Origin of the sequence: Coprococcus phoceensis (assembly GCF_900104635.1) — a bacterium.
In the GTDB taxonomy this organism is placed as follows: Bacteria; Bacillota; Clostridia; order Lachnospirales; family Lachnospiraceae; genus Faecalimonas; species Faecalimonas phoceensis.
In genome coordinates this window covers 167,490-193,112 of sequence record NZ_FNWC01000007.1, presented here as the reverse complement: position 1 = coordinate 193,112, position 25,623 = coordinate 167,490, and the positions used below count along the sequence as shown (strand labels likewise).

The following is a 25,623-nucleotide window of genomic DNA, read 5'->3' as shown; positions in this document are numbered from 1 at the left end:
ATCATCTTCTGAAAAATTATATGGATAAAGTAATAGTTTTTCTGCTTTGCATACTTCAACCCTGATTTCCTGATCTTATAAAGTTTCACAAAGAACAATTTTCTCTTTCTTTTCTTGCATTACGGTTTTAATATTTTTTAACTTTTGAATTTGCCGATCAATTTCTTTTTCTTTGGCATCATCGATTGCTAAAAAACTTGCAGGTGATGGAGCTTTTCGATATGTTTCTATTTCAGTGATGTTCATATTTAATTCCTTTAACACACAAATATACTCTATAGTGGTTTAGTTGTCAAGACAAAAATCTAAGATTCTTATAATGAACTGATATGGTTTATAGTTACTAAGGAACCAGGGAGAATGGTATCACATTTGCCTGACCCATATATGCATTAAGCTACATAAGGCAGAATCATTGCTGGATAGTAGCATTCAGCCAGTGTTTTATAATCAAGGGCAGAATGACATCGTTCAAAGTTGTAAGTGTGGATATAGCGTCCGATGTCCGCTCTAGTATAACATAAATTAAGTTGTTGATAGTTTCGATATCTGGTATAATGGACTTAATGAATACAATTACGGAGGTCAATTATGCCAGCATTATCTTATAGTATAACAATATCAGATGAGGAATCTGCCTATCTGAAATCACTGATTAAAACCAGGACTATCCAAGCACAGGTTGTTGACCGTGCACGCATCCTGCTATGGAAGTCTGAAGCCAAAACAGACAAAGCCATTGCAGATGGCCTGGGCATTAGTGTAAATACTGTCCGGCGTTGTATTGACCGTTATCTCAACGGTGGAATTAATTTGGCCATATTTGATAACGACCGTTCCGGTCGCCCGGTTGAGATTACCGACGATGCAAAATCATGGATTATCAGTATAGCCTGCCAAAAGCCCTGCGATCTTGGTTATGCCGCGGAATTATGGACACTGGCGGCACTGCACAAACACATACAGGCACATGCGGAAGAAGCTGGCTATCCACGCTTAAAGACAGTTACCAAACCATGGCTTCAAAAATATCTCAAAAAGATGGATATAAAACCATTCAAAATCAAGTATTATCTTGAGCGGAAAGACCCTGATTTTGAGAATAAGATGCATGACGTTCTCCTAGTTTACAAACAGGTTGAGATGCAGTTTGGCGATGATGGAACGATCACCATACCAGAAAATGGGCATTTGACACATACTATTTCCTATGATGAAAAACCCGGCATTCAGGCTGTTGCCAACAAATATCCTGATCATAATCCGACAGAGGAAAAGGGGTATATCCGCCGGGATTATGAGTATGTGCGGCTTGGAACGCTGTCTTTGCTTGCAGGAATTGATCTTCTGACGGGGAATGCAATTCCGTTGGTCAGCCAGACACACAAAAGTTCTGATTTTATCGAGTTTCTAAAGATTCTCGATGCAAAATACCCAAAAAGTGACACAATACGGTTGATACTGGACAATCATTCAGCGCATACATCAAAGGAAACACGCCGGTATCTTGCAGGGTTACCGGAAGACAGATTTGTGTTTGTATTTACACCGACACACACCTCATGGCTGAACATGATCGAAAGCTTCTTCAGCAAGATGACAAAACAGATGTTAAAGGGCATTCGTGTTAATTCAAAGGATGAATTGGCAGAGCGAATATACCGCTACTTCGATGAAATCAATGCTGAGCCAATCGTCTATCATTGGACATATAAAATGGATGAAATTGATCCTGATGAAGCAGCAACTATTTAAACTATCAACAACTTAATTTATGTTAAATATCAACGATACAGCACACTAGCTATACTCGAACTGCTTCCTTTATTTTCAGAATTTTCGAACCGTTAAACAAAGACTTTATACCCTCTTATAGATAATCGGAACGTCATATCCAAATGTTCTTTTTCCATTCACTTCCATACTTTCGAATACTTCCAAACACGTATCCGAAAACTTTTCCCATAGTTTAAATATCATAACGGGTGAGAACTGACTAGTACTGCCTCCCTCCCAGACACCGTTTCTCTCATAATATAGTGCAGGAGTAAATTTTTTGGATTTTTTTAATTCAATATATTCCACCTCTTTCATAAATTCATATGAAAACGTGTTCTTATCTTCCCCATTTGGAATTTCATAGGATGAAAGTAAAATTCTATCTTCTTTCTCTGTAATCAAGAAAAGATGCGGTGACGCATGACGCTTTCCTTCATTTTCATAATAACTTTCTTCTACAATAAACATGCCCTTAAAATCAGCAGGAAGATTTTTAATTTTATCATTGCAAACCGTATTTACGTGCTGTGCATAAGGGTATGTCTTTCCTGCCTTTTTCATTGCATCAAATTGCTCCTTATTATCAAATCGTCCTGTTATCAGTTTTACAAATTCTTCTATTTTCGTCATAGCTTACCTCCAAAATATATCACAATCTCTTGGAATCTTCGGCCCGGCAAAATCGAGGCCTGCTAATTCAATTTCTAGTTACACCCACAATTCAATGGTGGTTTATTATCAGCTCTCCTAAGGTTACTGTTACTGCTCGTCCTAAAAGACGGATATCACAAGCACATAGGATCCTTTTTTTATTGCCCCCACACACCTCTGCTTATTCCATTCTCCCCAACATAGCTAGGGGATTAGGCTTTTCATTAACGAAAGACTATCGATATTATATCCTACAAAAATAACAATATTTTGATAATCTAATCCATTTTTCTTAAAACTGGGGGATACATCCCTACCCACAGATTTCTCCAAAATTTATACGTAAAAATTGACAATCCTTAATTATAAGATAAATTATTTCTGGTCAAGTACGGACTGGATCTGTTTCATCAGCTGATCGTAGTTTGACTGATCATCGATTCCGCCCATGAATGGCTCGCCAATGATATTTCCGTCTTTATCTACGAGAACGGTTGTAGGGAATGCCATGATGTTTCCAGCATATTTTCCAACTGTTGAATTAGAATCGAAAGTCAGGTTCTTGTAGGAAGCGCCCTGAGCTTTCAGAATTTCTTTTGCTTCTTTGATTCCCGCTTCATTGTTGTCTAAAGTATCCGTGTTGATACCAACAACTTCGCCACCCATTTCTTTGAGTTTCTCATTTAATTCATTCAGCTTAGAGAGCTCTCCGACACATGGCTTGCATCCACTGAACCAGAAGTTTACAACTGTAACTTTGTTTTTAGCGAAAAGACTGTCATCTACATCGTTTCCATCCAGATCTTTTCCTTTGAAAGCTTTGAATACAGCTGTGGATTCGTCTGATTTGGAGGAAGAACTGTCAGAGGAATCGGATGCAGCAATCTCTTTCTCAAGCTTGGCAATTTCTTCTTCAATTCCGCGGATTGTCTCGATGTCTTTGCACAGAGTTTCATATTCTTCTTCAGAGAAAGAGTCTTTGTTAGATTCCACTGTGCTTGCGAGGGAATCAGCATAGTTTTCGCTCATGGCATCACCGGCAGCGTTCTTGTTCATAAGACCAAAGGCTTTGTCCCATGCATCTTTGTGATCAGCAAAAAGCTGGTTTTCCTGCTGGTAAAGGTCGTTCAGTTTTTCGTTCAGCTCGTCTGCGCTGCCAGTTTCTGTTGTGGAAGAAGATTCCTGTTTTGTGTTTGTATTGTTTGTTGAGGAAGAGCTTCCGCAGCCTGTAAACGCAAAAAGTACAGAAATGGCAAGGGATGCAGCAATTACCTTTTTTAATTTCATTGAGTTTGTTCTAAGTGTTTTGTTTTTCATGAGTTTAAATCTCCTTTTCAATTTTATTTTGTTCGTTTTAGTTTATTTATTGTCAGCCTTTTTTTTGTTTGAAAATCCGTAATGATAGCAGATTGCATCAGTCGGACAGGCTTTCATACATTCTCCGCATCGGATACACTCCGGATGGTTTGGTGTGTCTACTACATTGACATCCATCTTACAGACACGACTACATTTCTGGCAGCCAACACATTTCTCATGATCAACCTGAATCTTAAGAAAAGATACCTTGTTAAACAGTGAATAAATAGCACCCAGCGGGCAGATCCATTTACAAAATGGACGGTAAAACAAGATGCTCAGGATGATGAAAAGCGCAAGGATTGTGAACTTAAATGTAAATAAATGTCCGAGTGCGGCACGGATTCCTGAGTTGGCAAGTGCCAGCGGAATTGCGCCTTCAAGTACGCCCTGTGGGCAAATGTATTTGCAGAAGAAAGGATCTCCCATACCAAGTGAATTGGTTACAAATGCCGGAAGTAGTATAACAAAGACGACCAGAATCACATATTTCAGATACCGCAGAGGCTTCAGTTTTGCGGTGGAAAATTTCTTGCCCGGAATCTTATGCAGCAGATCCTGGAACCATCCAAACGGACAGAGGAATCCACAGATAAACCGTCCTAACAGAACACCTAACAGGATGAAAAATCCGGTGATGTAGTAGGTAAATTTGAATTTTGAAGAACCGACCACGGCTTGAAAAGCTCCAATCGGACAGGCACCTGTGGCGGCAGGACAAGAGTAACAGTTTAGTCCCGGGACGCACATCGTTTTTACATTTCCCTGATAAATTTTCCCTTTAAACAGATTCGGGATGTGAATGTTGGTCAGTAGTGTAGCAGCTGCCTGAATCCATCCGCGGAAGCGGACCAGAGGGTTTTTGTTTGATTTCATTTTCTTATCCAATTCCGACACACTCCATACATAATTTTATTGCTTTGCTGAGTACTACAGCGGCTTCGCCGCGGAAAATTCCGCCAAAGAAAAGAACCAGACCGGCTGTAAGTAAAAGAATCTGTGATGCTTTTTCAGATTTCATAAAATACTCCTTTCAATGTTCAAAGTCAGTTTATTGACTTTTCGATGTTGGCATTATACAATAGGAGGTGTAAAATTTCTGTTAAGAAGATGGAGAAAAATAAAGTGAGATTATTAGTCGTTGAAGATGAGAAGAAATTATGTGACATGATCGCGAAAAGTCTGCACCAGAGCGGCTATGAGGTGGATGTATGCAATGACGGAGAAGAAGCATTGGATATGATTTATGCTGAAATGTATGATCTGATCGTGCTTGATCTTAATCTTCCTGGGGTGGATGGGATGGAGATTCTTCGGGAACTTCGTAAAGAAGATGAAGAGACAAAGGTATTGATCTTGTCTGCGAGAAGTCAGATTGCAGATAAAATTGAAGGGTTGGATGCAGGTGCGAATGATTATATGGAAAAACCATTTCATTTGCAGGAACTCGAGGCACGCGTGAGAAGTCTGACGAGACGAAAATTCATACAGAAAAATGTCTGCCTGGAATGCAACGGCATTCGGTTTGATATAAGAGAACGAGTGGCGTATGCAGAAGAGAATCCGGTTGCGTTGACGAGAAAAGAAAATGGGATTCTAGAGTATCTTCTTCTGAATCAGGGCCGGCCGGTCAGCCAGGAAGAGTTGATTGAGCATGTTTGGGATTCTTCTGTGAATAGTTTTAGCGGCTCTATTCGTGTGCATATGTCTTCTCTGAGGAGAAAACTCAAGGCGGGACTTGGCTATGATCCGATTGTAAATAGGATTGGCGAGGGTTATAAGATAGGAGGAGATAGCAAAGCATGAGAAAATTATCACTCCAGTGGAGACTGACAATCCTTACTACAGTGTTGATCACAGTATTGTGCGGATGCCTTACATTTTTCTTATATAAGAATGGAGTCTATTATATCGATACACTTCAGGAAACAGTTACAGATCAGGGAAAAACACCGGAAGCACTATACATTGAGATTCCGGATAATGAGTGGGACAATTTTGCATCACAATTTGCTACGGAGGTGTATAATTCGAAATCCGATTATAGAAACAGAAGTCTACTGATCACAGGTGTTGTAGCGTTACTTGGTGGAGCGGTGACATATTTTATTAGTGGCCGTGCATTAAAACCGCTCAGAGAGTTTTCTGAGACAGTTGAAAAAGTACAGGCACAGAACCTGACGGATTATACGATCGAAGAGAATAAGATTGCAGAGCTGGACATACTTCGTACGTCTTATAATAAGATGCTTTTGCGACTGTCGGAATCGTTCGAGACACAGCGCCAGTTTACCGGGAATGCAGCACATGAGCTGCGGACTCCTTTGGCATTAATTCAAGCACAACTGGACCTCTATCATGCGTCAGAAAATCCGGAGAATGGGGAAGCGGCGCAAGAGACGATCCAGATGGTGACAGAGCAGAACGAGCGTCTCAGCAAGTTGGTCAGAACACTTCTGGATATGAGTGAGTTACAGACAGTAGCGCGCAATGACAAGATCGAACTTTGTGGACTAATCGAGGAAGTGCTGGCAGATCTGGAACCGTTGGCACAGGAAAAAGGTGTTACACTGATACAGAAATCGCAGAGTACAGTAGATGAAAAAGAAGAGAATGCAGGCGAGGGTCTGATGCTGACAGGAAGTGATATACTGATCTATCGGATGCTTTATAACCTTGTTGAAAATGCGATTAAATACAACCATACAGATGGAAAAGTTACGGTATCGGCAGAACGAAAGAGGAAAGAAGTTGTTCTGACGATTGCAGATACAGGAAATGGAATCGATGAGACATTCCGAGAGCGGATCTTTGAACCATTCTTCCGGGTGGATAAGTCAAGAAGCCGAAAAATTGGCGGTGTAGGTCTTGGACTTGCAATGGTACGCGAGATCGTGCAGGTGCATGACGGGGAGATTGAGGTTCATGGAAATGAGCAGGGCGGAACGACATTTGAAGTGAAAATGAGTATAGAAAGACTAACTATTAAAAGTCAAGTCTAAAATGAAAGTTTTTTGAATGAATTGCAGAAATGCATTTCAGATATATTTGAACCTTGAAAACTGTATGACAACAAGAGCATCTTTATAGGTGCTCTAAAAGGAGATATTTACAGAAAAAAATTAAGCAGTTGGCAGATATGCTTTTCCTGATTTCTCCATTGCAAAAATCAATCGCACAAGCTTCTTAGCGGCATGGGATATGGCAACATTATAATGCTTGCCTTCCGATCGTTTCTTTTCAAGATATGCACCAAAAGATTTATCCCCGTGACAGACATATTTTGTGGCATTGTAAAGGGCATACCGGAAGTATCTGGAACCTCGTTTCTCCATATGGGAATAACAGTTGTCTAACTGTCCGGATTGATAAGTGGAGGGAGACATTCCTGCATATGCGAATATCTTATCTGCGGAATAAAACGAGAGAAATCCCCAATCTCAGCGATGATCATTGCGCCCATCCGGTAACTGATACCGGGAATGGTAAAGATTGGCGATTGGATTTCTTCATCCATGATTCGTTTGATGGCTGCTTCAATCTCGTCAATCTCAATCGCTAATTCCCGAATAAGTTTTATGGTGTGCTTTAGTTTCAAAGACTTGGCAGGCATATGAGAACCGATAGAACCTCTTGCAGCGTCACGAAACATGACAGCAGTATCTTTTCCATATCTGCCTTTCGAACTATCAAAGAGTAGGTTGGAAAGCCTTGTGAGATGTGCATTTGCAACAGCATCTGCACTTGGAAATCCACAAAGCAAAGCATAGACGGATGCCATATGAAGCGTAGGAACAAGTCTTTCCAGCTCCGGGAAAAGAATACAGACAAGTCTTGAAACAGAACTTTTCAATTTTGCCCGTTCTTTGACCTTATCAAAACGATAACGGGTTAGTGACTTTAATTCCTCATTGTGGTAAGATGTATCTGAGTAGAGCCGATTATCCCATAAGTATTCAATCAAATCTGCCCTTGTACAGATGACTCCGTCATGCTCAAAAAGATAATACATGATCCGCAATTCATTTTTTGTAAGCTCTGCCTGTTTTCCACCTGCCTCTATAGTTCCTGTCTCCAACCACAGAGATATTCCCTCATGAGTAAGGTATCTACTCTGTTTCTTTTCCAATCTGTTCTATCGTAAAGGAAGCAAAAATATTCTCAAAATGCTTTATTTCTATATTTATATCCAGCAACAAGTCAACAAGAGTTTTTATCGCAAGAAACTCCTATACTTTTACATTTAACTTTTTTGATCTTTGTGAGAAAATATTTTCAAATTCAGTGGCCATATTCTCTTGTATTCTTGAATATATATATTTATTGCTTTCATATTTTCTCATCCCCTGCACACCATTCAAATTTATTTACAAATCAATCTTTCTTCTGATCTATCAAATCATAACTCAGATCCAAAAAATCCAATATCTTTGCTTCGCTCACCCTTCCATCCAACAACATTGTAATCCAGTACTTTTTATTCATATGATATCCCGAAAGAAAACCATAAGTCTGTGTGTTCTATGTCCAAAAGCACTTATGCCAAGCTGGAAACCAACCGTATGAACATCAAGGTATCGGAACTTGTTGCCCTTGCTAAAATCTTCCACACCGATATCAACGTATTCTTTTCCGAGCTTCTCTAAACCGGAAAAGTAGCCACTTCTTAAATTTCTCTTGTTATATCGCTCTTTCTTATTCTCTCCGTTTTTCTCAAACCAACCCAATCATTCTATCTTGGTATATTTTTTGTCTCACTTTTACAACCGATTGTATTCCTAATCCCGTGTAAAATCAACAGAAAAAGTGCAAAAAGTGAGACGAACCTGTCAACACTATTTGCAGAAGGGATTAGAGATATGCCAAAACCGAAAACATCCACCGGGGAGAAAAATCTGATCAGCCAAAGGCTCATTGAACTCCGCCGCCAGCATAATATGTCACAGCGCCTCTTAGCCTACCAGCTTCAGCTGAATGGGTATGATATGGATAAAAATGTGATTACTAGAATTGAGACCAATAAGCGTTATGTCACAGATGTAGAATTAAAAGCGCTTACTGAGATCTTTCATGTTTCCTATGAGTATCTCATCGAGGGAAAAGAAGAAAAGTCATAGCTTCCATTGTATGAGGCTGTGGCTTTTCTTTAATTTGCTTTTTAACTTTTGAAATTATTCCATGGTTCTTTCACTTTCTTAACGTTCTAAAGTAATCCTTGAGGTTTCTCCCTTCCTGTCTAATTCGGTTGCCTTTATTCAGACCAATGCTTCTTCATCTCATACACCAAATCCAATACTTCTTTGATTCGTTCCCGCTCTGTTTCTCCATGCGTATATTGCATTTCGCTAGCATATCTGCAAAGCCCCTGGAGTGTAATCTCCTCAAAAAGTTCCGGATAACCTGCTACAGGTTCTTCCAGTCCCCAATACTCTCCTATTTCGTTTGCAATCTTTTCCAGCTTTAATCGTTCATCCTCATCATGGATTTTCCGTTGTCCTGCATAAATCAATAGTCCATACTGTGTTGCCTGCATAAGCTTCTGTTCTGTTGTAAGTTCTTTACTCATTTTACATTTCTCCTTTCCTTTTCGACTACAACACTACCCTATCCTCCAACAAAAAGCTATTCACACATACCAACAAAATATTACTTGTAAACCTGTCTATTATTGACAATAAAAAACCTGCTACAAGGATGTCTTTCCTCATACCAGATATCAATACTTTCTTCCTACTGCATACACATTTTTTCTCATTACTTGTGTATCATGTACCTATATTGTCATGCAATCCTACTGTATATACGCTATGTACAGTAAGCACATGGGGTTCAGTTTACGTCGGCAAGAATAATCGCAGGTTTAGTCGCAAGGGCTCTTGCAATCGCAACTCTTTGCTGCTGTCCACCCGACAGATTATTCGGCATGCTGGTCAACTTTTTCTCCAGCCCCAACAATGTAATAATGTTGTCAATATATCCTTTATCCGGTCTGTTCCCGTCAAGTTCAATTGGCAGAATGATATTTTCATACACATTCAAGATCGGCACCAAATTATAATTCTGAAATACAAATCCAATCCTTCTTCTTCTGAAAATCGTAAGCTCATCCGGTTTCATCTTAGAAATATCCTTTCCGCCCACAATCACTCTTCCGTATGTTGGTGTATCCAGTCCTCCGAGCATATGTAAAAGTGTAGATTTTCCGCTTCCAGAAGTTCCGACAATCGCAGTGAATTTCCCCTCTTCTATCTCTAAACAGATGCCATCCAATGCCTTGATCTGATTCTCTCCTTCCCCATAATATTTTTTTAAATCTATCGTCTGTAAAACAGCCATCATCATCTCTCCTTTTCTTGATTCTGTCTTTATCTTAGCATCTGATTATTTCAATAATATCTCAAACGCCCGATGAATCATTTCAATTTTGAGACAATTCTTCCTGCTCATTTGGCAGATAGATGAAAAATGTACTCCCTGCATCTTCCTTTGACACTACTTTCATATAGCCGCCCTGCTTTGTTATAATCTCTCTTGCCAAATACAAACCGATTCCGACACCTTTTTCATTGTGTACCTTTTCCTCTCTGAAAAACCGCTGAAACACATCATTCATATGTTCCGGGGCAATTCCGATTCCGGTGTCACTCACTGAAAGACGTACAAACATTCCAAGTACCTCTGCCTCAACCCGAATCTTTCCATATTCCGGTGTATACTTGACTGCATTGTCCATTACATTGAATAATGCCTCCGCTGTCCACTTCCGATCATAGCATATCCGTAAGTTTTTCGGACAGTCAATCTGAAGGTCCAGTTTCTTCTTTTCCATCGGAATCGACAGATTCTCCACAACCTCCACAACCATATCAAAGAGACTGTTCTCCTCTTTTTTCAGCTTGATCATGCTGTTCTCCAAACGAGACATTTTCATCAGTGAGCGCACAAGAAAATCCAGCTTTTCCACTTGCTTTTGCATTATTTTCAGAAACCGGTACTGTTGTTTTGCTGGAAGGTCATGATTCAAAATCGTGTCATTGTACATCGTGATATTGGCAATCGGCGTCTTCAACTGATGGGAGATATCTGATACCATTTTTTGTATCTCCTCTTTCTGCTTCACATTCTTTTCCTCTGCAGACTTTGTCACCTCGGATAACTGCTCAAGCTTCAACTGGATTTTCGAAAATAAGGTATCCTTATTCAGTTCTTCTGTTTTGAGTTCTCTCCCATCGATAATCGCATCAATGGCATCTTCCACTTTTTCCGCCATTCTGACAAACCGCTGCCGGAAATAAAACCATAGACCGGCAGATATGATAACAACTACAACAATTGCTGTCACAATAGTCACCCATTCACTTCTACTCATGGCTTTCTCCTATCCATTTATATCCAACCCCGTAAATGGTCTTAATATATGCATATTCTTCATCTGCAATTTTGGCACGAAGCCTGCTGATATTGATCGTCAATGTATGTTCATCCACAAAATTACCATCCTGATCCCACAGCTTTTCTAACAAAATCTGCCTTGTCAACACCTGTCCCGGATTCAGGCAGAAACGGTGCAGCAATTTAAACTCTGTGGGCGTCAATGTCAGAAGCTTTCCGTGCTTTTTTACCGTGTGGCTCTCAAAATCAACTGCCAGATTTCCACACTGCAACACTTTCTCCACCGTGTCATCGCCCTCACACCTTCTCAAGATTGCTTTAATCCGCTGTATGACAATTTTGATATTAAATGGTTTTGTAATGTAATCATCCGCCCCGTTTTCAAAGCCCTCAATCATATCTTCATCCATATCCCGCGCTGTCAGAAACACAATTGGCACTTTACTTTCTTTTCGAATTTCTCTGCTGACTGCAAATCCGTCTCCGTCCGGAAGATTGCCATCAAGCAAAATCAAGTCAAATGATTTTTCTTTCCATAATTTTTTTGCCGTCTTTGCTCCAAATGCCGGAGCCGCCTCAAAACCTTCCATCTGAAGATTATAGCAAAGTCCCGCATTCAGCATTTCGTCATCTTCTATCACTAATATTCGTTTCATATACAAGCCTCCGTCTCTGAATTCCATTGCTTTATGGACAACATTATACTCTATTTACTTCACTTTACTCAACGCCAACATAAACAATTTTCTATCGCATCTGCAGCATTTAGTTTCTTCTTTCTTTCATTCCCCTTATTTTTGTATCATTTTTACAACCGATCGTATTTCTAATCCCATGTAAAATTCAATAGAAAAAAGTGCAAAAAATGAGATATTTTTACGCACACTATTTGTAGGAGGGATTAGAAATATGCCAAAACCAAAAGCATCTACCGAGGAGAAAAATCTGATCAGCCAAAGGCTCATCGAACTGCGCCGCCAGCACAATATGTCACAGCGGCTCTTAGCCTACCAACTTCAACTGAATGGATATGATATGGATAAAAATGTGATTACCAGAATTGAGACCAATAAACGTCACGTCACAGATGTGGAATTAAAAGCATTCACTGAGATTTTCCATGTTTCCTATGAATATCTCATCGACGGAAAAGAAAAGTCATAGTACTCCAATGTGGGAGGCTATGACTTTTTTCAGAAGGACTTTTTTCAGAATTTTCAATATTTTCTTGACATTTCAAAAATTGCATGGTATGGTAAACGAGTAATTTAGATGTTTTATTTGATCACATATTTTTGTAAGCAATTAACTCGTTTGATTTCTTACCAAAATATGTGTTTTTTTATTTCTATTTAATTTACAAATATTATAATTTAGGAGGTACCTCACATGAATACAGGTACAGTAAAATGGTTTGACTCACAAAAAGGATTTGGATTTATCACCAATGAACAAAGCGGAAAGGATATCTTTGTACACTTCTCCGGAATTGCTCTCAATGGATTTAAGACTTTGGAAGAGGGACAGCAAGTCTCCTTTGACACTACTCAAGGACCAAGAGGGGAACAGGCAGTTAATGTAAACTATATAATGTAATCAGAAAAGCTTTGGAGCCTCTCCAAAGCTTTTCTAGTTTACTCACAATTATCCATTTTACTTTTAGAAAATAGTTAAAAATACATACACATTAGTTGTGAATTTGATTGACTTTTCTGACAAAACATAGGACAATATAACCATACTATTTAAGTAAGGGTGGGATTATTATGGAGAAAAAATTGCAAACATTAAAAAACATATTAGATTCCAGCAGATATACAGTTGCCCTGTGTGGTTCTGGAATCTTAAAAGAATGTGGATATCCGGGCATACTCTCTCTTGACGTCGCCTACGATATCGAGAACAGATACGGCGACTCACCGGAATATATCTATTCCAGCGCTTATTTCAGCACCAGACCGGAAAAGTTTTTTAAGTTTTACAAGTCTGAGATATTAGACAAAGATCTTGAACCAAGCGAAACGTTCTACGCACTTGCCGAACTTGAAAAACAGGAAAAATTGCAGACCATTATTTCTAAAAATAGTTTTTCTCTTTCTGAAAGAGCCGGTTGTAAACATGTATATAATATTTATGGGACCATTCACAAAAACATATGCACACATTGTGGGAAAGAATATCCTGTCGAATTTGTAAAAACATCTCCGTCTGTTCCACTCTGCGAAGAATGCGGGCATATCATCCGTCCAAACGTAAAACTATTCGGAGAAATGCTTGACCATGAGATCATCGCTAAAATTGCTGACGAAATTGCGAAAGCTGATGTGCTGCTGCTTCTTGGAACCTCATTGGAATCCTATACATATAAAAACTATATCAAATACTTCCGTGGGAACTCCATTGTAGTGGTTCACCAGAATCCTCATTATTCAGACGTAAGAACGAATCTTGTTTTCCTAGATACTCCGAAAAATGTTCTTCCAAAGATTTTAGAGCGCTAAACCCACACAAAGACCCGCGATTTCCCGCGGGTCTCATCTTTTTTCTTATCTTTCTTATCGCTTTTTTGAAAAAATCTCAGATATCACAACTAAAATACTGCCAAGAAAGATAAACATATCTCCCAAGTTAAACGTGATCTTTTCGAATTTTTTCCACTCCGTGCAAAATCCGAAATAGTCCACTACATATTTTCGCACAAATCTATCGTAAGTATTGCTCACTCCTCCTGCAATGGCAAGTGCAATTCCCTTTTTGCGCATCCATCCGCCTTTCTTCCGAAACAGAAAAACATAATACAACACGAGCAACGCAGTCACAATCCCCGATAGCATTCGCACTCTTTTTGGATGTTCTTCTCCCTTATTCAGCGCCATCCCTTTGTTATGCACTTTTCGAACTGAGATTGTGTCACCGAGAATCTTCTTTTCTTCCCCCTCTTTGTAATGAGTCTCAATGTATGACTTCAAATATAAATCAATCCCACATAAGGTTCCTATCAAAAGCGTCAAAATTACAGCAAGCATCTATACTTCCTCTTCTGAAACCGTCTCTGTCTCCTCTACTGTCTGCATGGCTGAGTCATCTACCCCCTCATCTGCTGTCGTCTCTTCTGCTTCTTCTGTGTCAAAGTGTATCTCTTCTTCTACTTTTGTTCCACATTTTGGACAGTATGCCATATCAGATTCCAATTCGCCTTTGCAGTTCTTGCAAAGTTCCATTCCCTTCAATTGCGCAAGTTCTTTTAAATAGGACTGAACTGCGTCTTCATGTTGTGCAACAGCCTCGCACAGCTCCACAAATACTGTATCAATCACTTCCCCTTTCTGGAAACGGTCATAAACCAGCTTTCCAAGATGCTGCAGATCTCTTTCTTTATTTCGTTCTTCCACTCTGATCTGGCTTTTTATTTTCTGTGTCTCAACAACTTCTTCTGTCTTTTTCGTCACTGCTCCTGCTGTTTCTGTAATTCGTTTTCCTAAATCTTCAAAAAAGTCTCCCATGTTTCATTTCTCCCTTCATGTGTCAAATACGCCTGATTGCATCAAATGCATCATATAGATTCAAAGCTCCGTATCCCCACTCTCGGTTGGGATATGTCTCGCCGGGCTTGCAATCTGTTCCCAGAACTAAAAGATTGCGAATCTGTATGGAATCAATCCTGCTCTCCCCGAGCTGGTACACAATCCACTCCAGCATAAGTGCAACTGCTCCTGCCGTAATCCCGACAGCAACACTGGAACCTGTACGCTCTGTAAATTGATTCCGCATTGCTGCTCCCGTTACATTTACTCCGGGAGCCACAAAATCAGGTTTGATTTTTTCACTTCTAGTATATCCTCTTCCCGATCGAATAGCAATACTATTATCATCTCCATTATAATATCCAACTGTCATCCCGGAAACCGTACTTCCAGGCTCCGTGATCGTATAATCCGGATTTGACTGCAGAAAATAAACTTCTCCTTCCAAAAGTTCTGTGATCGGAAGCCACATATGGAACACGCCATCTGCCAACTCCACAGGCTCTATAAAAATCGTCCATATTCCGGGGGCCGGATCTTTTACTCTAAAAAATATCAATTCCGAATTTGATTTTTCCACAAGTAATTTGTAATTGATAAAAATAGTCGTTCCCTCAAACACAAAACGATATACCTCCATCACTCCCCGACGGATTGGCACCCGTGGAATTCTTTCTCCCGAAGGCGATATAATGGAGACTGCCACAATATTGGGGATGTCCGTCCACAGTTCCATCGTAAATCCTTTCATTCCGCCGTCCACACGGACTTCTGCCTTTTTGATATCGTTTACATTCTCGGCTTTTCCATAAAAATGGTGCCGTTGATTCGCTTCGTTTCCTCCCCCGATCACAACTGCCCGATTTGCTATATTGGCATACATCTCTAAAAGTCCTGTGATTGGAAGTGTCGCATTATGTCCTCCCATATTCGAGCCAAGTGCAATACAGATGACTAGCGGCATATCATATCGATTCGCCAGTTCATTCAGATACCTCATTCCAAGCATGATATCATTTTCCTGATAACACTCTTTTTCTTCTGTGATCAGGTAAAACTCTTTCAGATATTTTTTTGCCGGTTTTAACTTTACAATCGCAAGCTTCGACTCCGGCGCTGCTCCCAAAAACTGATTTTCCACATCAGCTCCGCCTGCTGCAACACTTGCAAGAAAAGTCCCATGCCCGCTTTCATCCTGAGTTGGAACAAGCGCTTTTGGATTATCACTACTAAGAGCCGCATCAATCATCTCCTTCGTGTATTCTGTTCCATACAAAAAGTTTTGCGGCGGCTGTCCATCCTGAATACTCTGATCCCAGATTCCCAAAATTCTGGTACTTCCGTCAATATTTCGAAAAACAGGATTTTCATAATCAATTCCGGTATCTATAAATCCGACCAGCACTCCATTTCCTTTCAGTCCCAATGTGGGATAATTCTGTATCTGTAAGATTCCAGACTGGCTTAACGCCTCTGTATCAATCAGGGTAAAGCACTTCGGCACCGAATTGTACGTATATTTTTCAAAATTAATGGGATCTGCCATCGTTCCATCTACATAGATTGTTTTATATAAGTATTCCATACTCTGTTCGCAAAGTTCTTCTGAAGAAATAGAGTCAAATATATTTCCTCTGAGCTGGTTCACAATAAAATCCCGATAATTTTCGGATATGATTCGATTTCTGCAAATCTCTTCCTGCGGCATAATCGCTCCATCATTTTTTATCTAATATATGAAACACTTTGTGATTCATGCAAAAAGCCGACATATTTCTATGCCGGCTTCCAACCTATTTTCGTTCTTCTCCACGGGATTTCATCACCTGTTCCAACTCTTTTGCCAGACTTTCTGACTCCGTAATCGTCTCACTTACCGGAATCGGAGGTGCCTTTTTAAATACAATTTTCAGCAACACCGGTGTGATAATGGTCGTAAAAATTACAACGATGACAACCGGTCCAAGGAAATTGCCCCCGAGAAGTCCAAGCGCCGTTCCCTTACTTGCAACGATCAGCGCCACTTCACCACGGGAAATCATACCAACTCCGATTCTTTTTGCCTGATAATTCTGGTAACCACATACCTTTGCTCCAATTCCACAGCCGATTACTTTTGTAACGATTGCCACAATGACAAGCACCACTGAGAACCAGATAATCGCCGGTGTCATCTCTGGCAGCACTACTTTCAATCCAATACTTGCAAAGAATACCGGCGACAACAACATATAAGAAATCGTATCAAACTTAATTCGCACAAACATCGATTTGTTTGTATTCGAGATAATCAATCCTGCAATAAATGCACCTGTAATATCAGCTACTCCAAATACAACTTCCGCAATATATGCCATCAGCAAACAGAACACAAACGCAATAATCGCATGTCTTTGCAATCCCTTCTCGGAAGATTCTGTCCATCGTTTGTATACTTTGTAAAAAATCACTCCGATAATTCCCGAAAATACGAAGAAACCTAAAATCTTTAACAGCACTACCGTAACATTTACAGAAGAATCTGCCATGCTTGTCACGATTGTCAGCGCAATGATTCCAAGAATATCATCTATGATGGCAGCTCCTAAAATTGCATTTCCCGAACGTGTCTTTAACTTTCCAAGCTCTTTTAATGTCTCAACCGTAATACTTACCGATGTTGCCGTTAAAATGATACCGATAAAAATATTCTGTAAAAAGATTGAGCAGGATGCATCTGATGCGATCAAGTCAGGTCTATTGAAGAACCAAGCTGCCGCGAATCCCCCAATAAGCGGAACAACCACACCAAATAATGCAATTATAAAAGAAGCTTTCCCACTTTCTTTTAACTCCTTGATATCTGTCTCCATACCGGCGCAGAACATCAATACAATAACACCTATCTCTGCTACCTCATGAATAAAGTTGGTCTCTGTGATCCATCCCAATGCCGCCGGTCCTAACAGCAATCCTGCCAATAGTGCTCCCACGACCTGTGGCATCTGTACTTTACGTGTAGCAAGTCCTAGCACTTTCGTCGAAAGCAAAATAATTGCCAGATCTAACAAATAACTGTAACCTTCCATAAACTCCACACTCCTTTTCTCTTTCTGTCTTTCTTTTTTGCCAAATCTAAACTACACTTTACACCTGTTTTGAACATTTTACAACCACTTTTTTCACTTTTTTTGTGCACTTTTTTCTTTTTCAGGCAACCGTAAATCAGGGGCAGAAAATTTATTTTTCCACCCCTGAATCTTAGCCGGTAATCAGCTCCTGTCCTCTCATCGCAATAAGTGGACCGCCCGTTCCTTCTATATATTCTTTTGTGATAGTAACCTGACCAATATTGTCATCTTTCGGAATCTCATACATAATATCGAGCATAAATTCCTCAATGATTGAGCGAAGCGCTCTCGCTCCGGTATCTTTCTTCATCGCCTTTCTTGCAATCGCATGCAATGCTTCCTCATCAAAGTTCAATTTTACTTCATCAAGTTCCAAAAGCTTCTGATACTGTTTTAAAATTGCATTCTTTGGCTCTTTTAAAATCTTGACAAGCATGTCTTCATCCAATCCCTGAAGGGTAAAGATAATCGGAAGTCGCCCGATAAATTCCGGAATCATTCCGAAATTGCGAATATCCTCCACTGTTACTTTCGACAAAATATCTTTATCATTGTTGTATTTATCCTTCAAATCTGCAATAAATCCCATCGATGCCTGTTTATTCAATCTCTCTTTGATGATCTGTTCCAAATCCGGGAACGCTCCCCCACAGATAAACAGAATATTTTTCGTGTTGACCGTCGTGAGCGGCACCATTGCGTTCTTGCTGTTCGCGCCTACCGGCACCTCCACGTCACTTCCTTCCAACAATTTTAACATTCCCTGCTGTACGGATTCTCCGCTGACATCTCTCTGGTTCGTATTTTTCTTCTTTGCAATCTTGTCAATCTCATCAATAAAGATAATTCCACGCTCTGCTTTTTCCACATCATTGTCCGCTGCCGCTAACAATTTGGAAACCACGCTTTCAATATCATCACCAATATATCCTGCCTCTGTCAATGATGTCGCATCTGTGATCGCAAGCGGTACATCTAAAAGTCTCGCGAGTGTCTTTACAAGATATGTCTTACCGCTTCCGGTTGGTCCGATCATCAACATATTGGATTTTTCAATCTCAATCTCATCCATCGTATTTGTCGCAACTCGCTTGTAGTGGTTATAAACAGCCACTGAGATTGCCTTTTTTGCATATTCCTGTCCAATCACATAATCGTCTAACTGTGCTTTAATCTTATGCGGTGCCGGAATGTCACGGATATTAAACACAGGTTCCGCCTTCTTTTCTTCCGGCTTTTTCTTCTTCACCTGCTGCCTTTTTGGTATCATATTCTCCATGTCCGACAAATTTAAAAACTGTACGCCCGGCATATTCATCAGCTGACTTAAATCAAACTTATTATTGTTCATCATATCAAAACTTTTCTGCATACAGTCTGAACAAACGCAAATATCATTCGGGAGATCGATCATCTTTCCTGCAACACTCTCCGGTCTGTGGCACATAAAACAGAATTTCTCATACTCTTCATTCTCTTTTTTCTCTTCCTTCACTACTTCCGGAACTTCTTTTTTCTCGCTGTCTATATCTATATCCATCTCATTTATATTATCTTTTTCTGCCATAGTTATCCCTTCTTTCCTACATATGATTTTATTATATATGAGATATTCTTATCACACAAGTGAACTTTTTATAAACTAAAAACGGTGAGAGCTATTCTCCCACCGCAATGTATTCCTCAATATACTTCGATGCCACCGCACCGTCCGCCACCGCCGTCACAATCTGCCGGAGCGGTTTCTTTCTCAAATCTCCAACCGCATACACTCCCGGAATATTGGTCCGTGTCGTCTCGTCTGCGAGCACATACCCTCCTTCATCGAGGTCAATCTGTCCTTTGACAAGCTCTGTGTTTGGCACATTTCCAATTGCAACAAACACTCCGTCACAATCAATTTCAGACACTTCGCAATTTTCCTTATTTTTCACTTTCACTCCGGTGACAAGATCATCTGCAAGCACTTCCACCACTTCTGAATTCCAGATAAATTCCAGATTTTCTGCCTCGTTCAGGGAATCCATATATGTCTTGGATGCTCTCAACTCATCTCTTCTGTGCACCAGATATACTTTTTTACAGATTTTAGATAAAAACAAAGCATCTGCAACCGCAGTATTTCCACCACCTACGATCACAACTGTCTTTCCTCTGTAAAACATTCCATCACAGGTTGCGCAGTAAGATACGCCGCGACCTCTCAGTTCTCTTTCATTTGGAAGTCCAAGCTCTCTCGGATAAGCTCCCATTGCAAGAATAACCGTCTTCGCCTCGTATGTTCCATCTGATGTAACGATAACTTTCGGCTGTTTTTCTAAATCCACACTCTGCACTTCCGCGATCTTTGTCTCCACGCCGAACCGCTCTGCGCCCTGCTTCATCTGCATTCCAAGTTCAAATCCATTGATTCCTTCTGTAAAGCCCGGATAATTTTCTACGATCTCTGTCGTCCCCATCTGTCCGCCCGGAGCGAATTTTTCTACTACAAGCGTGGTTAAGTTTGCCCTTGATGTGTAAAGCGCAGCCCCGTATCCTCCGGGACCGCCTCCGATGACAATCACATCATAAAAATTTTTATTTTCCATCTCACATCTCCTACAGTTGTACACCGTGTCCGAGCAGCCAGCTCTCAAGCTCTGCTTTTGACATCGCTCCTACATTGGTTCCTTTCACTTCTTTTGCATCCACAAGCTTCAATGTCGGAATGCTCATCACACGATACTCCTGAGCCAGTTCCGGATCATCATCGATGTTGATTTTTACGACCTTTACTTTTCCTTCATGTGCTGCTGCCACCTCATCTACAATTGGCGCAAACATCTTGCAAGGCATGCACCAGTCTGCGAAAAAGTCAATTAATACCGGGACATTTGATTCCAAAACCTCTTGTGTATAGTTGCTGTTTGTTACTTTCATTACTGACATATCTATTTCCTCCTACAATATAATTTTCTGTTTCTTGATGACTCTATCATACAAGATCTGACATTCTCTTTCTGTGACATTGTCACACTTTATCTTCTACTGTCTTTCGCAAGTTCATACAGACGATCTTCATCTATGATTTCAATGCTCCCGCGCGACAGGCTGACAAGCTGTTCTTTCTGAAAATACTTCAGCATTCTGGTAATCACCTCTCTTGCCGTTCCCAGATGGTGCGCGATCTCTTCATGTGTCATTTTCAGCATGCTCTCTCCTGTAATCTCCATCTCTTCCACAAGCAGTGCGGCAAGTCTCACATCCACACTTTTATTTAAAATCTGTTCCATCACCCACATCACATCTGAAAATCTCGACGCCATGAGGTCGTTTGTAAAATTTGCAACCGGAAGAGAGGTATGTATCAAATTCTGATAAACAGAGGTCGGTATTGTCAGCACCTTAGAATCTTCTCTCGCCTCTATAATCACCTCGAACTGAATATTATTCATAATACAGGATGCCGCAAAAAGACAGGCATCTCTTTGAAACATTCTGTATAATGTGATCTCTTTCCCGTCTTCCGACAGCGTATATGCGCGAAGTTGTCCTTCTTCCACAATGATCAACCCTGTACAGTCCTCCGAACCATTGTGTATAATGGTTCCTTTTTTCACATTCTGTACCAGTATCCTGTTTTTCAGTTCCTCTTGTTCTTCTTTTGTAAGTTTCGCCCAAAATGGAACGAGTTCTTCTATCTGCATTCTTTATTCACCTTCCAGCATTTTTAAAAATGTCTCTTCTGAGATAATCGGAACCCCCAGCTCTCTCGCTTTTTTATTTTTTGAAGAGGTTGACTCTATATCATTATTAATCAGATAGTTTGTCTTAGAAGTGACAGAGCCCGTCACCTTTCCTCCTTTACTTTCAATTACAGCCTTTACTTCATTTCGATTTGCAAAATGTTCCACACTTCCTGTAATTACAAAGTTCATATTTTCAAAAATCTGAGCCTCTTTGCTCTCTTCTTCCTTTGGTATCTCCAATTCTGTTAAAAGTCTTCGGAATTCTTCCACATGCTGCTCTTTTGCAAAATAGGAAACAAACGCTTTCGCAATCACGGGACCGATTCCCGATATTTCACTCAATTCTTCCTCTGTAACATGAAGCATTTTCTCTATATCAAAGTTCAGTTCTTTACAGATTACCTTTGCGTTGGCAAGTCCGATATTCGCTATTCCAAGACTGTAAATGAGTTTTGGCAGTGTTGTCACACGTGCTTTTTCAATACTTTTTTGTAGATTTACATAAGATTTTTCGCCAAATCCTTCCATGGATTTAATCGCATCTTTATACTGCTCCAAATGAAAAATATCTGAATAATGATTGATAAATCCCTTTGCGATAAATTTCTCTAATGTCGCCTCTGAAAGTCCATCAATATTAAGCGCATCTCTGCTCACAAACAGCGCAAATGATTTCAGATGCTTTGCCCCGCACTCTTCGTTCGTACAGTAGAGCGCCTTTGCATCACTGACTTTTCGGATCTCTGTCTTACCATGACAGACCGGACATTCCTCAGGAATATCTTTCACACCGCTTCGCGTCAGGTTTTCTGCAATCTGCGGAATGATCATGTTTGCTTTATAGACTGCGATCGTATCGCCAATGCCAAGCTCTAATTCTTCCATAATGCTGATATTGTGAACACTCGCACGGCTCACTGTCGTCCCTTCCAGTTCCACCGGTTCAAAAATTGCAACCGGATTGATAAGCCCTGTTCTTGACGGACTCCACTCAATCTCAAGAAGGGTCGTCTCTCGGATCTCATCTGCCCATTTAAACGCAAAGGAATCTCTCGGGAACTTGGAGGTTGTACCAAGCGACTGCCCATATGCAATGTCATCATATACAAGCACCAGGCCATCTGACGGAAAATCATTGTCTGCAATCTTCTCCGAAAAGAATTTCACACGCTCTTCAATCGTACCGGCTGTGACCTCATATCCTTCCACCACTTCAAATCCTTGTTCTTTTAACCATTCCATCTGATAAATTCTGGAATTCTTAAAGTCCACATCATCTGCTTTTACAAGTGAAAATGCGAAGAACTTCACATTTCTTTTTGCAGTAATCTCATTATTCAACTGGCGTACTGAACCGCTGCACAGATTTCTTGGATTTTTATATTTTGCATCTACATCTTCAATCTCTTCATTGATTTTTTCAAAATCACGATAGCCGATGATCGCCTCTCCACGCAGAATCAATTCTCCCTGATAAGAGATATGAAGCGGCAGGTTCTTAAATACCTTCGCATTGTTAGTGATAACCTCTCCGACCTCTCCATTTCCCCTTGTTACTGCTTTTTGTAAAGTTCCATTCTGATATGTCAGCACTATGGTCAACCCATCTAATTTCCAGGAAATCCTTGCCTTCTGGCTTCCCAGAAATTCTTTTAATTTCGACACTTCCTTCGTTTTATCTAAAGAAAGCATCGGTTTTTCATGCCGTTCTTTCGGAAGCTCACTTAGCACCTCATATCCTACATTGACTGTAGGACTTGATGCCAATGTAATTCCCAGTTCTTTTTCCAACGCAAGTAACTCATCGTAAAGTTTGTCATATTCATAGTTGCTCATAATCTCCGCAGTTCCCTGATAATATGCCTTTCCTGCCTCATTCAGCAATTGTACCAGTTCCTGCATACGCTGTTTTTTTTGTTCCATGCTTTCTACCTCATTGTTCTTGTTTCTTTGGGATCACCGTCTCATTGGAAGAATCCTTGATCAATTCATATAATTTTTGAATTTCTGCTTCCGTCACCTTCCGGTATTCCCCCGGCTTTAACTCTCCAAGTGTGATGTTCATTACCCTGATACGTTCCAGTCTTGTCACTTTATAGCCAAGATATTCACACATCCTGCGAATCTGCCTGTTGAGTCCCTGTGTCAAAATAATCCGGAATTTATATTTTCCGAGCATCTCCACCTTACATTTTCTCGTGACCGTATCAAGAATCGGCACACCTTCCGCCATCTTCTCAATAAATTCTTTTGTCACCGGCTTATTGACTGTAACTTTATATTCCTTTTCATGCTGATTTCCTGCGCGCATCATCTTATTGATAATGTCTCCATTATTTGTCATCAAAAGCAGCCCTTCTGAATCTTTATCAAGCCTTCCGATATATGTGACCCTTGTCGGATAATTCAAAAACCGAATAATATTGTTTTTTTCTTTTTTTTCTTCTGTGCAGACGATTCCAACCGGCTTGTTGACCGCAAGCAGTACCATCTCATTTTTCTGCCGGACTTCTTTCTTGCCTACACACACTCTCTGGGAAGGACTGACACGCATTCCCATCTCTGCACGCTTTCCATCCACGGTCACTTTCCCGCTTTCAATCAGACGGTCCGCCTCCCTTCTGGAACAGAGGCCTGCCTCACTCAAAAACTTATTCAATCTTACTGTTGTCTCTGTAGTTTGATTTTCTCTCATCTTTTCTCCTATAAACTAAAATATGCCTTGATAAATCTGGTCAGACTCTCCTGATCTTTTGCTCCCATCAGTTCTCTGCTGGAATGCATTGCAAGCAACGGCACACCCAAATCTACCGTTCTCACCGGAAGCATCGCCGATGCGATTGAACCGAGTGTTCCGCCCCCTGTCACATCCGAACGATTTACAAATTTTTGATACGGAATCTGTTCTTTTTCACAAATCTGCTGCACGATTCCGACCGCTTCACTGTCTGTTGCATAGCTTTGTGAGCATGCTTCTTTAATGCAGAACCCTTGATTCAACATATTCTTATTTGTCGGGTCATATTTTCCCCCATAGCTTGGATGAAATCCATGACTGACATCCACAGACATTAAAAGCCCCTCCGCAAGTGCATTCTTGTACATCTGTTCAGACCCTCCAAGTGAAAGATAAATTTTCTCCAGCAAATACGGAAGCATCATAGATCCGGCTCCCTGCTTTGTCCTGCTGCCGACTTCCTCATGATCAAATATCGCGATCACATTCAGCCCTTCTTTTCGTTCACCTTCTAAAATTCCATCGACAAGCGCCTGAACAGACGTGAGATTATCCAGTCTCGGCGCCGAGAGGAATTCTTCGTGCAATCCTATCTTCTCTGCCCTGTCTGCATTATACAGATTCAATTCATAATCCAAAATCTCATCCACCTGCACTTGAAGCTTTTCCGCAAGCGCACTCAAAAAGCAGTTTTTATCCACCTCTTCTTCCAAGATTCCCACAATCGGAAGCATCTGTGTCTGCTTATTCAATTCTACGCCCTTATTCATCTCTCGTTCCAGATGAATCGCAATATTCGGAATCGTAAATAATGTTTTCTCGAGATCAACGAGACTAACTTTTGGACGAAATACATCATCAGATTTTAAGACGACACGTCCTGCGGCAGACAGTCCACGATCCAGCCAACTTGACAAATTCACCCCGCCATAACTCTCCACATTAAGTTGTACATATTTTTCTGTAGTCACCTCCGGATTTGGTTTGATACGAAATCCCGGAAAATCCCCATGTGCTGCCGCAATTCGGAAACTCTCTTTTTCTTGAAAACGACTCCCGATCGTAAATGCAAAAATACTGGAGCCATGATGAATCACCATATATTTCCCGCCTTTTTGCAAATTCCAGTTGTTTTTCCAACACAGTTCCTCATATCCCTGCTTTGCTAACTGATCTTTCACTGCTTCCACTGTATGAAACTGTGAGGTTGCCTTCCTGATAAGCGAAAGTAAGTTATCTATATAGTTTGTCTGTTGCATGCTTTTTACTCCTTTTATTGCTGTTTAACTTTCATGATACTGTTTTGGTTTCCAAAAGTCAACGTATCTGCTATAATACCATTA

The 25,623-nt window shown here is 40.4% G+C and carries 26 protein-coding genes and 4 pseudogenes; 8 read left to right on the top strand and 22 right to left on the bottom strand.

Annotated elements, in window-relative coordinates; all coding sequences use genetic code 11:
- Positions 1-75: 75 nt before the first annotated feature.
- Positions 76-264: a hypothetical protein gene (locus BQ5364_RS17690; protein ID WP_118038717.1), complete on the bottom strand. Its 189-nt coding sequence runs from the start codon at positions 262-264 to the stop codon at positions 76-78.
- Between the two features lie 327 nt (positions 265-591).
- Here BQ5364_RS17690 and BQ5364_RS04580 point away from each other — a divergent pair, with 327 nt between their 5' ends.
- Positions 592-1,755 carry an IS630 family transposase gene (locus BQ5364_RS04580; protein ID WP_004615245.1) on the top strand — a complete coding sequence of 388 codons (1,164 nt, stop codon included), beginning with the start codon at positions 592-594 and terminating at the stop codon, positions 1,753-1,755.
- 105 nt (positions 1,756-1,860) lie between these two features.
- Here BQ5364_RS04580 and BQ5364_RS04575 read toward each other — a convergent pair whose 3' ends face one another.
- The 4 genes from BQ5364_RS04575 to BQ5364_RS04560 all read right to left on the bottom strand — a co-directional run bounded on the left by BQ5364_RS04575 (position 1,861) and on the right by BQ5364_RS04560 (position 4,810).
- Positions 1,861-2,409: a hypothetical protein gene (locus tag BQ5364_RS04575; protein WP_004614572.1), complete on the bottom strand. Its 549-nt coding sequence runs from the start codon at positions 2,407-2,409 to the stop codon at positions 1,861-1,863.
- A gap of 396 nt (positions 2,410-2,805) precedes the next feature.
- Positions 2,806-3,747, bottom strand: coding sequence for a TlpA disulfide reductase family protein (locus BQ5364_RS04570; protein ID WP_004614573.1), 942 nt, complete (start codon positions 3,745-3,747; stop codon positions 2,806-2,808).
- 42 nt (positions 3,748-3,789) lie between these two features.
- Positions 3,790-4,677, bottom strand: a complete 888-nt coding sequence (locus BQ5364_RS04565; protein ID WP_004614574.1) for a 4Fe-4S binding protein — start codon at positions 4,675-4,677, stop codon at positions 3,790-3,792.
- Complete coding sequence (locus BQ5364_RS04560) at positions 4,670-4,810, bottom strand: CD1871A family CXXC motif-containing protein (RefSeq protein WP_004058840.1); 141 nt, start codon at positions 4,808-4,810, stop codon at positions 4,670-4,672. Before BQ5364_RS04560 ends, BQ5364_RS04565 begins: the two co-directional genes overlap by 8 nt.
- 44 nt (positions 4,811-4,854) lie before the next feature.
- On the opposite strand from BQ5364_RS04560, the gene BQ5364_RS04555 reads away from it, so the two are divergent.
- Together BQ5364_RS04555 and BQ5364_RS04550 are read left to right on the top strand one after the other, a co-directional pair.
- The gene (locus BQ5364_RS04555) at positions 4,855-5,595 is read left to right on the top strand and encodes a response regulator transcription factor (RefSeq protein ID WP_004614575.1); all 741 of its coding nucleotides are present in this window, start codon (positions 4,855-4,857) and stop codon (positions 5,593-5,595) included.
- Positions 5,592-6,791 carry a sensor histidine kinase gene (locus BQ5364_RS04550; protein WP_004614576.1) on the top strand — a complete coding sequence of 400 codons (1,200 nt, stop codon included), beginning with the start codon at positions 5,592-5,594 and terminating at the stop codon, positions 6,789-6,791. Before BQ5364_RS04555 ends, BQ5364_RS04550 begins: the two co-directional genes overlap by 4 nt.
- A gap of 120 nt (positions 6,792-6,911) precedes the next feature.
- Here BQ5364_RS04550 and BQ5364_RS18820 read toward each other — a convergent pair.
- Together BQ5364_RS18820 and BQ5364_RS17310 are read right to left on the bottom strand one after the other, a co-directional pair.
- A pseudogene (locus tag BQ5364_RS18820) lies at positions 6,912-7,723 on the bottom strand (transposase); the annotation flags it as partial.
- Between the two features lie 440 nt (positions 7,724-8,163).
- Positions 8,164-8,307: pseudogene (locus tag BQ5364_RS17310) on the bottom strand (MmcQ/YjbR family DNA-binding protein); the annotation flags it as partial.
- Between the two features lie 2 nt (positions 8,308-8,309).
- Here BQ5364_RS17310 and BQ5364_RS18815 point away from each other — a divergent pair.
- Both BQ5364_RS18815 and BQ5364_RS04535 read left to right on the top strand, forming a co-directional pair.
- Positions 8,310-8,435 (top strand): annotated as a pseudogene (locus BQ5364_RS18815) (helix-turn-helix domain-containing protein); the annotation flags it as partial.
- 213 nt (positions 8,436-8,648) lie between these two features.
- Positions 8,649-8,906, top strand: a complete 258-nt coding sequence (locus BQ5364_RS04535) for a helix-turn-helix domain-containing protein (protein ID WP_004840644.1) — start codon at positions 8,649-8,651, stop codon at positions 8,904-8,906.
- 134 nt (positions 8,907-9,040) lie between these two features.
- On the opposite strand, the gene BQ5364_RS04530 is transcribed toward BQ5364_RS04535, so the two are convergent.
- From BQ5364_RS04530 to BQ5364_RS04515, 4 genes and pseudogenes are all read right to left on the bottom strand, one after another.
- Positions 9,041-9,355 (bottom strand): hypothetical protein, encoded by a 315-nt coding sequence (locus BQ5364_RS04530; protein ID WP_004614604.1) that lies wholly within the window; start codon positions 9,353-9,355, stop codon positions 9,041-9,043.
- A gap of 272 nt (positions 9,356-9,627) precedes the next feature.
- Positions 9,628-10,125: pseudogene (locus BQ5364_RS04525) on the bottom strand (ABC transporter ATP-binding protein); the annotation flags it as partial.
- A gap of 82 nt (positions 10,126-10,207) precedes the next feature.
- Positions 10,208-11,158 carry a sensor histidine kinase gene (locus tag BQ5364_RS04520; protein WP_004614607.1) on the bottom strand — a complete coding sequence of 317 codons (951 nt, stop codon included), beginning with the start codon at positions 11,156-11,158 and terminating at the stop codon, positions 10,208-10,210.
- Entirely contained in the window at positions 11,151-11,837 is a 687-nt protein-coding gene (locus BQ5364_RS04515; RefSeq protein ID WP_022250569.1) for a response regulator transcription factor, read from the bottom strand. Before BQ5364_RS04515 ends, BQ5364_RS04520 begins: the two co-directional genes overlap by 8 nt.
- A gap of 253 nt (positions 11,838-12,090) precedes the next feature.
- Between BQ5364_RS04515 and BQ5364_RS04510 the strand changes: the two genes are divergently transcribed.
- The 3 genes from BQ5364_RS04510 (at position 12,091) to BQ5364_RS04500 (ending at position 13,682) form a co-directional block, all read left to right on the top strand.
- Positions 12,091-12,345 carry a helix-turn-helix domain-containing protein gene (locus BQ5364_RS04510; RefSeq protein WP_071143732.1) on the top strand — a complete coding sequence of 85 codons (255 nt, stop codon included), beginning with the start codon at positions 12,091-12,093 and terminating at the stop codon, positions 12,343-12,345.
- A 225-nt stretch (positions 12,346-12,570) separates the two neighbouring features.
- A complete protein-coding gene (locus tag BQ5364_RS04505) occupies positions 12,571-12,777 on the top strand; it encodes a cold-shock protein (RefSeq protein ID WP_004614611.1) in 207 nt (68 codons plus the stop codon).
- 170 nt (positions 12,778-12,947) lie between these two features.
- Positions 12,948-13,682 (top strand): SIR2 family NAD-dependent protein deacylase, encoded by a 735-nt coding sequence (locus BQ5364_RS04500; RefSeq protein WP_004614612.1) that lies wholly within the window; start codon positions 12,948-12,950, stop codon positions 13,680-13,682.
- A gap of 54 nt (positions 13,683-13,736) precedes the next feature.
- On the opposite strand, the gene lspA is transcribed toward BQ5364_RS04500, so the two are convergent.
- From lspA to BQ5364_RS04445, 11 genes are all read right to left on the bottom strand, one after another.
- Positions 13,737-14,207 (bottom strand): signal peptidase II, encoded by a 471-nt coding sequence (lspA, locus tag BQ5364_RS04495; RefSeq protein ID WP_004614613.1) that lies wholly within the window; start codon positions 14,205-14,207, stop codon positions 13,737-13,739.
- Positions 14,208-14,684, bottom strand: a complete 477-nt coding sequence (locus BQ5364_RS04490; RefSeq protein ID WP_004614614.1) for a zinc ribbon domain-containing protein — start codon at positions 14,682-14,684, stop codon at positions 14,208-14,210.
- A gap of 22 nt (positions 14,685-14,706) precedes the next feature.
- Positions 14,707-16,413, bottom strand: a complete 1,707-nt coding sequence (locus BQ5364_RS04485; protein WP_004614615.1) for a S8 family peptidase — start codon at positions 16,411-16,413, stop codon at positions 14,707-14,709.
- Between the two features lie 85 nt (positions 16,414-16,498).
- Complete coding sequence (locus BQ5364_RS04480) at positions 16,499-17,773, bottom strand: cation:proton antiporter (protein WP_004614616.1); 1,275 nt, start codon at positions 17,771-17,773, stop codon at positions 16,499-16,501.
- Between the two features lie 172 nt (positions 17,774-17,945).
- On the bottom strand, positions 17,946-19,382 hold the full coding sequence (gene clpX / locus BQ5364_RS04475; RefSeq protein ID WP_004614618.1) for an ATP-dependent Clp protease ATP-binding subunit ClpX: 1,437 nt from the start codon (positions 19,380-19,382) through the stop codon (positions 17,946-17,948).
- A gap of 91 nt (positions 19,383-19,473) precedes the next feature.
- Positions 19,474-20,403 (bottom strand): thioredoxin-disulfide reductase, encoded by a 930-nt coding sequence (gene trxB / locus BQ5364_RS04470; protein ID WP_004614619.1) that lies wholly within the window; start codon positions 20,401-20,403, stop codon positions 19,474-19,476.
- A gap of 10 nt (positions 20,404-20,413) precedes the next feature.
- Positions 20,414-20,743, bottom strand: coding sequence for a thioredoxin (gene trxA / locus BQ5364_RS04465; protein ID WP_022250564.1), 330 nt, complete (start codon positions 20,741-20,743; stop codon positions 20,414-20,416).
- Between the two features lie 89 nt (positions 20,744-20,832).
- Positions 20,833-21,501: a Crp/Fnr family transcriptional regulator gene (locus BQ5364_RS04460; RefSeq protein WP_004614621.1), complete on the bottom strand. Its 669-nt coding sequence runs from the start codon at positions 21,499-21,501 to the stop codon at positions 20,833-20,835.
- A 3-nt stretch (positions 21,502-21,504) separates the two neighbouring features.
- Positions 21,505-23,466 carry an NAD-dependent DNA ligase LigA gene (gene ligA, locus BQ5364_RS04455; protein WP_004614622.1) on the bottom strand — a complete coding sequence of 654 codons (1,962 nt, stop codon included), beginning with the start codon at positions 23,464-23,466 and terminating at the stop codon, positions 21,505-21,507.
- 10 nt (positions 23,467-23,476) lie between these two features.
- Complete coding sequence (gene rluF, locus BQ5364_RS04450; protein WP_071143731.1) at positions 23,477-24,238, bottom strand: 23S rRNA pseudouridine(2604) synthase RluF; 762 nt, start codon at positions 24,236-24,238, stop codon at positions 23,477-23,479.
- Between the two features lie 8 nt (positions 24,239-24,246).
- The gene (locus BQ5364_RS04445) at positions 24,247-25,539 is read right to left on the bottom strand and encodes a M18 family aminopeptidase (RefSeq protein WP_071143730.1); all 1,293 of its coding nucleotides are present in this window, start codon (positions 25,537-25,539) and stop codon (positions 24,247-24,249) included.
- Positions 25,540-25,623: the final 84 nt, after the last annotated feature.

Excerpts from the sequence above, each read along its gene's own strand:
- BQ5364_RS04535 (WP_004840644.1), top strand. The coding sequence starts at position 8,649 with ATGCCAAAACCGAAAACATCCACCGGGGAGAAAAATCTGATCAGCCAA.
- BQ5364_RS04480 (WP_004614616.1), bottom strand. The coding sequence starts at position 17,773 with ATGGAAGGTTACAGTTATTTGTTAGATCTGGCAATTATTTTGCTTTCG.
- rluF (WP_071143731.1), bottom strand. The coding sequence starts at position 24,238 with ATGAGAGAAAATCAAACTACAGAGACAACAGTAAGATTGAATAAGTTT.
- BQ5364_RS04575 (WP_004614572.1), bottom strand. The coding sequence starts at position 2,409 with ATGACGAAAATAGAAGAATTTGTAAAACTGATAACAGGACGATTTGAT.
- BQ5364_RS04560 (WP_004058840.1), bottom strand. The coding sequence starts at position 4,810 with ATGAAATCTGAAAAAGCATCACAGATTCTTTTACTTACAGCCGGTCTG.
- BQ5364_RS04505 (WP_004614611.1), top strand. The coding sequence starts at position 12,571 with ATGAATACAGGTACAGTAAAATGGTTTGACTCACAAAAAGGATTTGGA.
- BQ5364_RS04530 (WP_004614604.1), bottom strand. The coding sequence starts at position 9,355 with ATGAGTAAAGAACTTACAACAGAACAGAAGCTTATGCAGGCAACACAG.
- BQ5364_RS04580 (WP_004615245.1), top strand. The coding sequence starts at position 592 with ATGCCAGCATTATCTTATAGTATAACAATATCAGATGAGGAATCTGCC.
- lspA (WP_004614613.1), bottom strand. The coding sequence starts at position 14,207 with ATGCTTGCTGTAATTTTGACGCTTTTGATAGGAACCTTATGTGGGATT.
- BQ5364_RS04555 (WP_004614575.1), top strand. The coding sequence starts at position 4,855 with ATGTTGGCATTATACAATAGGAGGTGTAAAATTTCTGTTAAGAAGATG.
- trxA (WP_022250564.1), bottom strand. The coding sequence starts at position 20,743 with ATGTCAGTAATGAAAGTAACAAACAGCAACTATACACAAGAGGTTTTG.
- BQ5364_RS04500 (WP_004614612.1), top strand. The coding sequence starts at position 12,948 with ATGGAGAAAAAATTGCAAACATTAAAAAACATATTAGATTCCAGCAGA.
- BQ5364_RS04445 (WP_071143730.1), bottom strand. The coding sequence starts at position 25,539 with ATGCAACAGACAAACTATATAGATAACTTACTTTCGCTTATCAGGAAG.
- BQ5364_RS04510 (WP_071143732.1), top strand. The coding sequence starts at position 12,091 with ATGCCAAAACCAAAAGCATCTACCGAGGAGAAAAATCTGATCAGCCAA.
- BQ5364_RS04490 (WP_004614614.1), bottom strand. The coding sequence starts at position 14,684 with ATGGGAGACTTTTTTGAAGATTTAGGAAAACGAATTACAGAAACAGCA.
- trxB (WP_004614619.1), bottom strand. The coding sequence starts at position 20,403 with ATGGAAAATAAAAATTTTTATGATGTGATTGTCATCGGAGGCGGTCCC.
- BQ5364_RS04520 (WP_004614607.1), bottom strand. The coding sequence starts at position 11,158 with ATGAGTAGAAGTGAATGGGTGACTATTGTGACAGCAATTGTTGTAGTT.
- BQ5364_RS04485 (WP_004614615.1), bottom strand. The coding sequence starts at position 16,413 with ATGCCGCAGGAAGAGATTTGCAGAAATCGAATCATATCCGAAAATTAT.
- BQ5364_RS04515 (WP_022250569.1), bottom strand. The coding sequence starts at position 11,837 with ATGAAACGAATATTAGTGATAGAAGATGACGAAATGCTGAATGCGGGA.
- BQ5364_RS04570 (WP_004614573.1), bottom strand. The coding sequence starts at position 3,747 with ATGAAAAACAAAACACTTAGAACAAACTCAATGAAATTAAAAAAGGTA.
- ligA (WP_004614622.1), bottom strand. The coding sequence starts at position 23,466 with ATGGAACAAAAAAAACAGCGTATGCAGGAACTGGTACAATTGCTGAAT.
- BQ5364_RS04550 (WP_004614576.1), top strand. The coding sequence starts at position 5,592 with ATGAGAAAATTATCACTCCAGTGGAGACTGACAATCCTTACTACAGTG.
- clpX (WP_004614618.1), bottom strand. The coding sequence starts at position 19,382 with ATGGCAGAAAAAGATAATATAAATGAGATGGATATAGATATAGACAGC.
- BQ5364_RS04460 (WP_004614621.1), bottom strand. The coding sequence starts at position 21,501 with ATGCAGATAGAAGAACTCGTTCCATTTTGGGCGAAACTTACAAAAGAA.